Here is a 12,158-nt window from a genome sequence, read left to right on the forward strand (position 1 = left end):
CATGGGCTTTCGCCTGTCGAAAATTTACACCCGTACCGGCGACAAGGGCGAAACCGGCCTGGGCGACGGCCGCCGCGTGCCCAAGGACCATCCACGGGTGGAGGCGATTGGCGAGGTGGATGCGCTGAACAGCCAGTTGGGTTTGTTGCTGGCGGGATTGGAGGAACAAAGCGGGCAGCATCCAGCGTTGAAGGATGTGATCGAGGTGCTGACACCTTGCCAGCATCGTCTGTTTGACCTGGGCGGCGAATTGGCGATGCCGGTGTACAAGGCGCTGAACGCGGCGGAAGTCGACCGGCTTGAGGCAGCGATCGATCGCTGGAATGAAGAGGTCGGTCCGCTGGAGAACTTCATTCTGCCGGGTGGTTCGGCGTTGATTGCCCAGGCCCATGTATGCCGAAGCCTGGCTCGCAGTGCGGAGCGCCGGTGTCAGCACCTGAATGCGCAGGAACCGCTGGAAGGCGTCGGGTTGGCGTACATCAACCGGCTGTCGGACTTGCTCTTTGTGGCAGCCAGGGTGATTGCCAAGCGCCAGGGCGTTGCAGAGATCTTGTGGCAGGCGGCGGCAAAGCCGCACTGATGTTTACTGACCGATTGCAACCTGTGGCGAGGGAGCTTGCTCCCGCTGGGCTGCGTAGCGGCCCCAAAAAAGCGGGAGCGCTGCGCACTCCAGCGGGAGCAAGCTCCCTCGCCACAACAGTTCCCCTGGCCACTCGCCAGGGCTATGCCTAAACCTCAGGCCAGAACGCCCGAATCCCCGCCACACCTTGAGCACCAGCCTCCCAGGCCTTTTCCCGCTCAGCAGGACCCACCCCACCGAGCAAGAACACCGGCTTGCTGAACCCACTGATCAACTGCTGCGCCTGCTCCCAGCCCAACGGCTCGGCATCAGGATGAGTCTGGGTCGGCTGCACCGGCGACAAGGTGACGAAATCCACGTCCATCAACTCCGCCAAGGCTAATTCCTCAGCATTGTGGCAAGACGCCGCCAACCAGCGATCCTTCGGCAAAGGACGTCCCTTGCTGGCGTACTTGCGCAGTTGCGCCGAGGTCATATGCCAGCCGGCCGCGGGAAAATCCCCCAGCCATTCAAACGGCCCCTTGAGCATCAGTTGCGCCTTGCCCGCACACAGGCCCACGGCGTCCACCGCCAGGTCACGGTACTTGGGGTCGTAACCGTTGGGGGCACGCAGCTGAACCAGCTTGATGCCACCAGCGATGGCTTTTTGAATACCGCGCAGCAGGACGGGTGTCTCCAGCTCGCCCGGAGTGATCAAGTAGTCAGCCGGCAAACGCGCCGCCGCAACGATCGGCGCATTGGCTGCCGGAAACTCATAGTTCGGAAGGTCCCGCTGGGTCACCCACTCAAGGGGTTGGCCTTCGGCACCGTGGGGCTCGCCGGTAAAGGCCGAGACTTCCCAGACATCCAGCAACACCTGTTTGTCCGGGTAATCATGCTGCACCTTGATCAACGGGCGAGCCGCCGTGACCTGGATGCCCAGCTCCTCCTGCAATTCACGGGACAGCGCGATAGCGACCGACTCATCGGCCTCCACCTTGCCACCGGGAAACTCCCAGAGGCCGCCCTGATGCTGGGTATCGGCGCGGCGCGCCAGCAGAATCCTGCCGTCGACCCCCCGGATGACCGCTGCTGCTACATGAACTCGTTTCACCGCACTATTTCCTCTGAATCGGTTTGAAGACCTGCCTGGTATCAGGTGCGGTATTCCGCGTTGATCTTCACGTACTCGTGGGACAGGTCGGTGGTCCAGATGGTTTCGCTGCACTCACCGCGACCCAATTCGATACGGATGGTGATTTCTTCCTGCTGCATCACCGCCGAACCCTGGGCTTCGGTGTACGTCTCGGCCCGGGCGCCACGGCTGGCGATGCACACTTCGCCGAGGAACACGTCGATCTTGCTCACGTCCAGGTTCGGCACGCCGGCACGGCCCACAGCGGCCAGGATACGGCCCCAGTTCGGGTCGGAGGCAAACAGCGCGGTCTTGATCAGCGGCGAGTGAGCCACGGTGTAACCGACATCCAGGCATTCCTGGTGGTTACCGCCGCCGTTGACTTCAACCGTCACAAACTTGGTGGCGCCTTCGCCGTCGCGCACGATGGCCTGGGCCACGTCCATGCACACTTCGAACACGGCCTGCTTCAACGCTGCGAAATACGCGCCGTTGGACGAGGTGATTTCCGGCAGGTCAGCCTGGCCGGTGGCGATCAACATGCAGCAATCGTTGGTCGAGGTGTCGCCGTCGATGGTGATGCGGTTGAAGGACTTGTTGGCGCCGTCGAGCATCAGGTTTTGCAGCACGTCACGGGAGACTTTGGCGTCGGTGGCGATATAGCCCAGCATGGTCGCCATGTTCGGGCGAATCATGCCGGCGCCTTTGCTGATGCCCGTGACGGTAACGGTCACGCCTTCGTGCACAAACTGACGGCTGGCGCCTTTTGGCAGAGTATCGGTGGTCATGATCCCGGTAGCCGCAGCCGCCCAGTTATCCACCGACAGGTCATCCAGCGCTGCTTGCAGCGCGCCTTCGATTTTCTCTACCGGCAGCGGCTCACCGATCACACCGGTGGAGTACGGCAGCACCTGGCTGGCGTCTACGCCGGTCAGCTCCGCCAGCTTGGCGCAGGTGCGGGCAGCGGCGGCCAGGCCAGGCTCGCCGGTCCCGGCGTTGGCATTGCCGGTGTTGGTCAACAGGTAACGCACCGGGCCTTCGACACGCTGCCTGGCCAGAATCACGGGAGCGGCGCAAAACGCGTTCAGGGTGAACACACCCGCGACGGTCGAGCCTTCGGCACAGCGCATCACCACCACATCCTTGCGCCCCGGGCGCTTGATGCCCGCCGAAGCGATACCGAGTTCAAAACCGGCAACCGGGTGCAACGTGGGCAAAGGACCAAGACCAACAGCCATGAATGCGCTCCTAAAAATATTGGGTGTGTACCCCGTCGCTATCGACGGTGACGAAATGGCAAAACGCCGCGACGGCTGATGCCGGTCGCGGCGCGGGGGTGTTGCAGCGTCAGGCGAAAATCTTAGTTGATTTCGCCGTGGCAGTGCTTGAACTTCTTGCCCGAACCGCACCAGCACAGTTCGTTGCGGCCCAGCTTCTGTTCGTTGCGCACCGGGGCCTGGGCCAGGGCCACATCGACCTCTTCACCCAATACTTCCGGAGCCTCAAGACCAGGCGCTTCGTCGTGCTGGAACTGCATGCGCGCAGCCAGTGCCTCGGCTTCCTGACGCAGGCGGGCTTCTTCCTCGATCGGGTCTTCGCGACGCACCTGAACGTGGGACAGCACACGAATCGAATCGCGCTTGATCGAATCCAGCAGTTCGGAGAACAGCGTGAACGACTCGCGCTTGTACTCCTGCTTCGGGTTCTTCTGGGCGTAGCCACGCAAGTGGATGCCGTGACGCAGGTGGTCCATGGTCGACAGGTGGTCTTTCCACAGGTCGTCCAGCACACGCAGTACGATTTGCTTCTCGAAGGTGCGCAGTGCTTCGGCACTCGCCTGCTCTTCTTTCTCGTTGTACGCGGCCAGCAGCTCGGTCATGAGCTTCTCGCGCAGGGTTTCTTCGTACAGGTGGTCGTCTTCGTCGAGCCATTGCTGGACCGGCAAGTCGACACCGAAGTCGCTCTTCAACGCAGCTTCCAGGCCGGCAACATCCCACTGCTCAGGCAGGGACTGTGGCGGGATATGGGCGCTGACGGTGGCGTTGAGCACGTCCTGGCGGAAATCGGCAATGGTCTCGCCGATGTTGGTGGCGGCCAACAAACTGTTACGCATGTGATAAATCACTTTACGCTGTTCGTTGTTGACGTCATCGAACTCAAGCAGTTGCTTACGAATGTCGAAGTTACGGCCTTCTACCTTGCGCTGGGCTTTCTCGATGGCGTTGGTCACCATGCGGTGTTCAATCGCTTCACCGGACTGCATGCCCAGGGCTTTCATGAAGTTCTTCACCCGATCCGAGGCGAAGATGCGCATCAGGCTGTCTTCCAGGGACAGGTAGAAACGGCTGGAACCGGCGTCACCCTGACGACCGGCACGACCACGCAGCTGGTTGTCGATACGGCGCGATTCGTGACGCTCGGACGCGATCACCTGCAAGCCGCCGGACTCCAGCACTTGCTGGTGGCGCTTCTGCCAGTCGGCCTTGATCTGCGCGATCTGCTCAGCGGTCGGGTTGTCCAGGGACGCAACTTCCACTTCCCAGTTACCGCCCAACAGGATGTCGGTACCACGACCGGCCATGTTGGTGGCGATGGTCAGTGCGCCCGGGCGACCGGCCTGGGCAATGATCTCGGCTTCTTTTTCGTGGAACTTGGCGTTGAGGACCTTGTGCTCGATGCCTTCCTTGGCCAGCAAGCTGGACATGTGCTCGGAAGTTTCGATGGTGGCAGTACCCACCAGCACTGGACGGCCCTGGGCCATGCATTCCTTGATGTCGGCGACGATTGCAGCGTATTTCTCGTCGGCGGTCAGGAACACCAGGTCGTTGAAGTCTTTACGCGCCAGCGGCTTGTTCGGCGGGATAACCATCACCGACAGACCGTAGATCTGGTGGAATTCGAACGCTTCGGTGTCGGCTGTACCGGTCATGCCGGACAGTTTGTTGTACAGACGGAAGTAGTTCTGGAAGGTGGTCGAGGCCAGGGTCTGGCTTTCAGCCTGGATGTTCAGGGCTTCCTTGGCTTCGATCGCCTGATGCAGGCCTTCCGACAAACGGCGACCCGGCATGGTACGACCGGTGTGTTCGTCGACCAGTACGACCTGGCCGTCCTGCACGATGTATTCAACGTTGCGATGGAACAGCTTGTGGGCACGCAGGCCGGCATACACGTGGGTCAACAGGCCCAGGTTGTGCGCCGAGTACAGGCTCTCGCCTTCAGCCAGCAGGCCGATCTGGGTCAGCATGTCTTCGACGAACTGGTGACCGGCTTCGTTGAGTTCGACCTGGCGGGTCTTCTCGTCGATGGTGAAGTGACCTTCTTTGGTCACCACGCCTTCCACTTCCTCGATGTGTTGCTCAAGGCGCGGGATCAGCTTGTTGATCTCGGTGTACAGGCGCGAGCTGTCCTCGGCCTGGCCGGAAATGATCAGCGGGGTACGGGCTTCGTCGATCAGGATGGAGTCGACTTCGTCGATCACGGCAAAATTGAGTTCGCGCTGGAATTTTTCTTCCATGCTGAACGCCATGTTGTCGCGCAGGTAGTCGAAACCGAATTCGTTGTTGGTACCGTAGGTGATGTCGGCAGCGTAGGCGGCGCGCTTCTCTTCCGGCGGCTGGAACGGCGTGACAACGCCGACCGTCAGGCCGAGGAATTCGTACAGCGGACGCATCCAGTTGGCATCCCGGCGGGCGAGGTAGTCGTTCACCGTCACAACGTGCACGCCCTTGCCGGACAATGCGTTGAGGTAAACGCCCAGGGTAGCTACCAGGGTCTTGCCTTCACCGGTACGCATTTCGGCAATCATGCCTTCATGCAAGGTCATGCCGCCGATCAACTGGACGTCGAAGTGGCGCATGCCCATGACACGCTTACCGGCTTCGCGGGCGACCGCAAAGGCTTCGGGAAGCAGCTTGTCGAGGGTTTCACCTTTGGCTATGCGGGCCTTGAACTCTTCGGTCTTGGCGCGCAATTGCTCGTCCGAAAGGGCAACCATCTGCTCTTCGAAGGCATTGACCAGCTGCACCGTCTTGAGCATGCGTTTGACTTCGCGCTCATTCTTGCTTCCAAAAAGTTTCTTTAACAAAGGCGCAAACATATCGGCAGGTTCTTCCACACATAGGGATGGAGGGCGCCCCGTGAGTCGCCCGAGCAGCCCTCACGGCCGCATGCGAACGAGCATTCTACCCGGAAACGTGGGTGAGGAAAGTGGCGTTATTCCACGATGCTGGCACGGCGCTCTTGGAGGGCTTGTTTAAAATAAGGGCTTTTTGCTGAACTTCAACCCATTCGGGCAATAAGTTACTCGTTGATTTAATGGATAAACTGCCGGTAATGCAATGGCGGCGGTGTCGCAGACGCTTTCTGCTACCATGGCCTCTCTGTTACTTAAGGTGTCTAGTCATGGCATTTCGCCCTCTTACGGCCCGAGCTCCCGCCGTGTTGCTTCGCGAAGCCAAGCCTTTAAAAGCCATCTTCGGCCATGCGCAACGCCTTGGTCATCTGCAACGCCTGGTAGAAAGCCAACTGCAGCCCGCCGCTCGCGAACACTGCCATGTGGCCTCGTGGCGCGAGGGCAATCTTCTGCTGATTGTCACCGACGGCCATTGGGCGACGCGCCTGCGCTACCAGCAAAAACGTTTGCAGCGCCAATTGATGGCCTTCGACGAATTCGCCAGCCTGACGCGCATCCAGTTCAAGGTGCAACCGCCGACCGTGCCGCAAGGCGCGGTGGGGCATACGATGGATTTGTCGGAAATCGCCGCCGAAACCATTCAGGCCACGGCAGACGGGATTACCGATCCGAATTTACGCGCTGCGCTGGAGCGGCTGGCCGCTCACGCCAAACCCAAAACCTGAGACCGGCGCAGAACCAAGTGTGGGAGCGAGCTTGCTCGCGAAGGTGGCGTGTCAGTCACTGGATATATTGACTGATCCACCGCTTTCGCGAGCAAGCCCGCTCCCACATTTGATCCCATCGTTATTTACGTTTGCTGCCGCCTAACAAAGACCCCAGTAACCCGCGCACCAACTGCCGGCCCATCTGATTGGCCGCCTGTTGCATCGCCGATTTCAGTGCCTTGCCTGCCGTAGTACCGAGGAAAGCACCGGCCTTGTCGGTAAAGCTTGGCTCTTCAGCGGCGGGCGTCGAATCCTCTTGCGGGCCCAAGTCCTTGCGCGCCATCAACACTTCGTACGCCGACTCACGGTCAATCGGCTTGTCATAACGCCCCTGCAATGGCGAACTGGCAATCAGTGCTGCCCGCTCAGCTTCGCTCAGTGGCCCGATCCGCGATTGCGGCGGTGCTACGAGTACGCGTTGGACTACTTCAGGCGTCCCCTTTTCCTGCAAGGTTCCCACCAATGCCTCACCTGTACCCAACTCGGTCAGCACCGCCAGCGCATCAAATGCCGGATTGGGCCGAAAACCATCGGCCACCGCCCGCAGGGACTTCTGCTCCTTGGTGGTGAACGCCCGCAGCCCGTGCTGGATGCGCAAGCCGAGTTGCGCCAGCACGGTGTCCGGCAAGTCCCCGGGAGACTGGGTGACGAAATACACACCGACGCCTTTCGAGCGAATCAGCCGCACCACTTGCTCCAGGCGATCCTGCAGGGCCTTGGGGGTGTCGGCAAACAACAGATGCGCCTCGTCGAAAAACAGCGCCAGCAGCGGCTTGTCGGCATCGCCACGTTCCGGCAGTTGCTCGAACAGTTCGGCCAACAGCCAAAGCAGGAAGGTCGCGTAGACCTTCGGCGCCTCATGCACCAGCCGGCTGGCGTCCAATAGATGAATACGCCCGCGGCCGTCACTGGCCGGTTGCAGGATGTCTTCGAGTTGCAGCGCCGGCTCGCCGAACAACGCTTCGGCACCCTGCTGCTCCAGCACCGCCAGGCGCCGCAACAGCGCCTGGCTGGAACCGGTGGTCATCAAGGCCGCGTCTTCCCCGAGCAACTCCGGGTGATAGCGCAAATGGTTCAGCAGCGCCTTGAGGTCCTTGAGGTCCAGCAACAACAGGCCTTCACGATCGGCCACCTTGAAGGCTGCGTAGAGGGCCGATTGCTGGCTGTCGGTGAGCTCCAACAGGCTGCCGAGCAACAGCGGGCCCATTTCACTCATGGTGGTGCGCAACGGATGACCGGACTGGCCGTGGATATCCCACAACGTCACCGGATACGCCTTGGGCGTGTAATTAAGGAAAGGCATGCCGGCTATGCGCTCGGCGACCTTGCCCTGAGGGTTGGCCGCAGCGCCCAGGCCACACAGGTCACCCTTGATATCGGCGGCAAATACCGCGACCCCGGCGTCGCTGAAGGCTTCCGCCAGGCGCTGCAAGGTCACGGTCTTGCCGGTGCCGGTGGCGCCTGCGATCAGGCCGTGGCGGTTGGCCAGGCGCATCGACTGGGCAATCGGCTGGCCCTGAAGATCTGCACCAATAATGAGTTGCGAGGAGTCAGGCATTTTGTCACCCATGGTTAATCTTTGGCGCTGAATGGTCGATACAGATAAAGCGAGAGACCCAAAAAGTCTTGGAAAAACAGGCCGGATAATTCCTGCAGGAGCAGATGGAAATATCACACTTTTTTTGACGCAGCCATTCCGCGCGTCCCAGAAGGACGTGCATCGGATATTAAGACCATAGCGGACCCCACAAGCCATGAATAAAAATCTGCGTTTCAGCCATAAAATCCTGCTTGCCGCCGCTCTTGTCGTCATTGCCGCCTTTGCGTTGTTTACCCTCTACAACGACTACTTGCAGCGTAATGCGATTCGCGACGACCTGAACAACTACCTGCATGAAATGGGCGATGTCACTGCCAGCAACATCCAGACCTGGCTTACCGGGCGCATAGTGCTGATAGAAAGCGCCGCACAGAACATCGCCATCAACCCGGATTCAACCAGCGTCGCCAGCCTTCTGGAACAGAAGGCCCTGACGTCCTCGTTCATGGCCACATACCTTGGCGACAGCAAGGGCGGCTTCGTCATCCGCCCCGATACCAAGATGCCCGACGGCTTCGACCCACGGGTACGCCCCTGGTACAAGGGCGCGCAGGGCAGCAACGGCTCAACCCTGACCGAACCCTACATTGACGCGGCCACCGGCCAGTTGATCATCTCCATCGCAACCCCCAGCAGCAAGGCCGGCCAGAGTGTCGGCGTGGTGGGCGGCGACCTGAGCCTGCAAACCCTGGTAGACAACATCGGTGCCCTGAACTTCGGCGGCATGGGTTATGCCTTCCTGGTCAGTGCCGACGGCAAAGTGCTGGTACACCCGGACAAGAGCCTGGTGATGAAAACCCTGGCCGACGTGTATCCGAACAACACCCCCCGAATCAGCAGCGACTTCAGTGAAGTCGAGGTAAACGGCAAGACACGTATCGTCACCTTTACCCCGATCAAGGGCCTGCCCTCGGTGAACTGGTACCTCGGCCTGTCGGTGGATAAAGATAAATCCTTCGCCATGCTCAGCGAATTCCGCACCTCGGCGATCATCGCCACGATCATCGCCGTGGTCATCATCATCGCCCTGCTGGGCATGCTGATTCGCATCCTCCTGCAGCCACTGCACGTCATGACCCGCGCCATGGAAGACATCGCCGACGGTGAAGGCGACCTGACCCGCCGCCTGACCATCCAGAACCACGACGAATTCGGCGTGCTTGGCAGCGCTTTCAATCGCTTCGTGGAGCGGATTCACACCTCGATTCGCGAAGTTTCCTCGGCCACCGAGCAGGTCAATGAAGTGGCCCTGCGGGTGGTCAGCGCCTCCAATTCCTCAATGGTCAATTCCGACGAGCAGGCCAACCGGACCAACAGCGTCGCGGCCGCGATCAACGAGCTGGGGGCCGCCGCCCAGGAAATCGCCCGCAACGCCGCACAGGCCTCCAACCAGGCCAGCGATGCCCGGCACTTGGCCGAAGACGGTCAGCAAGTGGTGGAACGCAATATCAAGGCGATGAACCAGTTGTCGCAGATGATCAGCGCCTCCAGCACCAATATCGAAGCGCTTAACAGCAAGACAGTGAACATCGGGCAGATTCTGGAAGTGATCACCAGCATTTCCCAGCAAACCAACCTGCTGGCCCTCAACGCGGCGATTGAAGCCGCACGGGCCGGGGAAGCCGGGCGCGGCTTTGCGGTGGTGGCCGATGAAGTGCGCAACCTGGCGCACCGCACCCAGGAGTCGGCGCAGCAGGTGCAGAAGATGATCGAGGAGCTGCAAGTCGGCGCCCGGGATTCGGTCAGCACCATGAGCGAAAGCCAGCGGCACAGCCAGGACAGTGTGGAAATCGCCAACCTGGCGGGCGAGCGCCTGAACAGCGTGACCCAGCGCATCGGCGAAATTGACGGGATGAACCAGTCGGTAGCCACCGCTACCGAGGAACAGACCTCGGTGGTGGAGTCAATCAACATGGACATCACCGAGATCAACACCCTCAATCAGGAAGGTGTGGAAAACCTGCAATCAACCTTGCGGGCCTGTTCCGACCTGGAACAGCAAGCGGCGCGCTTGAAACAACTGGTGGGTAGTTTCCGGATTTGATCCCGCCGGGTCAGCGGCTGCCTTGCACAGCCGCTGACGCCTTTTCTTCAGGCAATTCGGATGTGTCCTGCAATTGTTCCCACAACTCGGCGGCGCCTGGAAACTCGGTGCCGTCCTCACTGCTCAGGTCATCCGGGTCATATCGACTCAAACAACCCTCTCCCAGCGTCGCGGGGGCTTTGGAAGTCGCCTTGTCCAGTGGATCGCTCATGCTCCAGTCCTCACCCGCGCTCAAAAAAAGGGCCTGTAGCGATTTAACGCCCAGGCCCTTCATTCTTCAATCAAAACACTTCAATCAGAACACGACAGTCTTGTTGCCGTGCACCAGTACCCGGTCTTCCAGGTGATAGCGCAGGCCGCGAGCCAGCACCATCTTCTCGACGTCACGGCCAAAACGGACCATGTCTTCGATGCTGTCGCTATGGCTGACACGCACCACGTCCTGCTCGATGATGGGACCGGCGTCCAACTCTTCGGTGACGTAGTGGCACGTTGCACCGATCAGCTTCACGCCACGCAGGGATGCCTGGTGATACGGCTTGGCACCCACAAACGATGGCAGGAAACTGTGGTGAATATTGATCACCTTGCCAGCGTATTCACTGCACAACTCCGGCGGCAGAATCTGCATGTAGCGCGCCAGTACCACGACGTCCGCATCGTGCTGCTTGACCAGGCGCGAGACCTCGGCAAAGGCCGGCTCCTTGTCCTGCGGGTTGACCGGGACGTGGTAGTACGGAATGCCATGCCACTCGACCATGCTGCGCAGGTCGTCGTGGTTGGAGATCACGCAGGAGATCTCGCAGTCCAGTTCATCGCTGTGCCAGCGGTGCAGCAGGTCTGCCAGGCAGTGGGACTCACGACTGGCCATCAGGACCACGCGTTTTTTCTGTTCCGTGTCGGTGATGCGCCAGGTCATCGAGAACTCTTCAGCGATCGGCGCAAATGCCTCGCGAAATGCCTCTAGACCAAAGGGCAGCGTATCGGCACGAATTTCGTGACGCATGAAAAACCAGCCGCTGAGATTGTCCGAGTGATGGCTCGCTTCGGTGATCCAACCGTTGTGGGAAGCCAGAAAGTTACTGACCTTGGCAACGATGCCAACCCGGTCCGGGCAAGCAATCACCAGCCGAAAAGTGCGCATTAGGGGGAAACTCCAGAACTTCGCAAAGGCCGCCATTCTAGCGATTGCGCAGAAAAACTGCAGTATTCCTCAACGCTTATTCTGATCGGCTGCGTCAACCCTGCCCCTTAATAGCGTAGGGTTTTTCCCCACTATGTGTGCAAACGCGTGGACTCCGGCAGTAAGCCAAGACTTAACCAGAGTATCTTTAGGCCATCCCCCTTACTAATTAACTCAATTCCACGCTTTTGCCACAAACAACCAAAGTAAATTACATAAATGCGGCCTTAAATGTTTACTTGGGCAAACTGTCTGACTATTATTGAGCCACTATCCCCTTTCACCCAGCGCCCTGCATAAGGTAGTCCCCATGTCCCTGATCAACGAATATCGCGCCACCGAAGAAGCTATCAAAGAGCTGCAAGCCCGTTTGAAGAACCTGTCCCAAGACGACAAACTGCAAACCGAGCTGGAATTCGAAGGCAAATTGCGCACCCTGATGGGCGAATACTCCAAATCCCTGCGTGACATCATCGCGCTGCTGGATCCGGATTCGAAAGTTAAGGCTCCACGTGGCGCCGTAAAAGCTACCGGCACCAAGCGTGCACGCAAGGTTAAACAATACAAAAACCCGCACAACGGCGAAGTGATTGAAACCAAAGGTGGCAACCACAAGACTCTGAAAGAGTGGAAAGCCAAGTGGGGCGGCGACGTGGTTGAAGGCTGGGCTACCCTGCTGGGCTAAGCCTCGCCAGGACGCTGCGTGATACGCAACGCAATAAAAAACGCCAGCTTGCT

The 12,158-nt window shown here is 59.8% G+C and carries 10 protein-coding genes and 1 pseudogene; 5 read left to right on the forward strand and 6 right to left on the reverse strand.

The window, feature by feature from the left end:
• Position 1: 1 nt before the first annotated feature.
• Complete coding sequence (locus QF039_RS21920) at positions 2-580, forward strand: cob(I)yrinic acid a,c-diamide adenosyltransferase (RefSeq protein ID WP_003209781.1); 579 nt, start codon at positions 2-4, stop codon at positions 578-580.
• Between the two features lie 148 nt (positions 581-728).
• Here the strand turns inward: QF039_RS21920 and QF039_RS21925 are convergent, their stop codons facing one another.
• The 3 genes from QF039_RS21925 to secA form a co-directional block, all read right to left on the reverse strand.
• On the reverse strand, positions 729-1,673 hold the full coding sequence (locus tag QF039_RS21925; RefSeq protein WP_307520664.1) for a Nudix family hydrolase: 945 nt from the start codon (positions 1,671-1,673) through the stop codon (positions 729-731).
• Positions 1,674-1,714: 41 nt separating this feature from the next.
• Positions 1,715-2,932 carry a bifunctional glutamate N-acetyltransferase/amino-acid acetyltransferase ArgJ gene (argJ, locus tag QF039_RS21930; protein WP_177041498.1) on the reverse strand — a complete coding sequence of 406 codons (1,218 nt, stop codon included), beginning with the start codon at positions 2,930-2,932 and terminating at the stop codon, positions 1,715-1,717.
• A 122-nt stretch (positions 2,933-3,054) separates the two neighbouring features.
• A complete protein-coding gene (gene secA, locus QF039_RS21935) occupies positions 3,055-5,790 on the reverse strand; it encodes a preprotein translocase subunit SecA (protein WP_307520666.1) in 2,736 nt (911 codons plus the stop codon).
• A gap of 305 nt (positions 5,791-6,095) precedes the next feature.
• On the opposite strand from secA, the gene QF039_RS21940 reads away from it, so the two are divergent.
• Positions 6,096-6,551, forward strand: a complete 456-nt coding sequence (locus tag QF039_RS21940; protein WP_008432358.1) for a DUF721 domain-containing protein — start codon at positions 6,096-6,098, stop codon at positions 6,549-6,551.
• 121 nt (positions 6,552-6,672) lie between these two features.
• Here the strand turns inward: QF039_RS21940 and QF039_RS21945 are convergent, their stop codons facing one another.
• Entirely contained in the window at positions 6,673-8,151 is a 1,479-nt protein-coding gene (locus QF039_RS21945) for a helicase HerA-like domain-containing protein (protein ID WP_008432355.1), read from the reverse strand.
• A gap of 196 nt (positions 8,152-8,347) precedes the next feature.
• Between QF039_RS21945 and QF039_RS33790 the strand changes: the two are divergent.
• Positions 8,348-9,379, forward strand: a pseudogene (locus QF039_RS33790) (cache domain-containing protein); the annotation flags it as partial.
• A gap of 93 nt (positions 9,380-9,472) precedes the next feature.
• Positions 9,473-10,237 (forward strand): methyl-accepting chemotaxis protein, encoded by a 765-nt coding sequence (locus QF039_RS33795; RefSeq protein WP_371132408.1) that lies wholly within the window; start codon positions 9,473-9,475, stop codon positions 10,235-10,237.
• A 10-nt stretch (positions 10,238-10,247) separates the two neighbouring features.
• On the opposite strand, the gene QF039_RS21955 is transcribed toward QF039_RS33795, so the two are convergent.
• Both QF039_RS21955 and purU read right to left on the reverse strand, forming a co-directional pair.
• Positions 10,248-10,448 carry a hypothetical protein gene (locus QF039_RS21955; protein ID WP_023659227.1) on the reverse strand — a complete coding sequence of 67 codons (201 nt, stop codon included), beginning with the start codon at positions 10,446-10,448 and terminating at the stop codon, positions 10,248-10,250.
• A gap of 84 nt (positions 10,449-10,532) precedes the next feature.
• The gene (gene purU / locus QF039_RS21960; protein ID WP_003209762.1) at positions 10,533-11,381 is read right to left on the reverse strand and encodes a formyltetrahydrofolate deformylase; all 849 of its coding nucleotides are present in this window, start codon (positions 11,379-11,381) and stop codon (positions 10,533-10,535) included.
• Between the two features lie 349 nt (positions 11,382-11,730).
• Between purU and mvaT the strand changes: the two genes are divergently transcribed.
• On the forward strand, positions 11,731-12,105 hold the full coding sequence (gene mvaT, locus QF039_RS21965) for a histone-like nucleoid-structuring protein MvaT (protein ID WP_003209760.1): 375 nt from the start codon (positions 11,731-11,733) through the stop codon (positions 12,103-12,105).
• The last annotated feature ends 53 nt before the right edge of the window (positions 12,106-12,158 follow it).

The sequence above is a fragment of the Pseudomonas sp. W2I6 genome, from assembly GCF_030815935.1.
In the GTDB taxonomy this organism is placed as follows: Bacteria; Pseudomonadota; Gammaproteobacteria; order Pseudomonadales; family Pseudomonadaceae; genus Aquipseudomonas.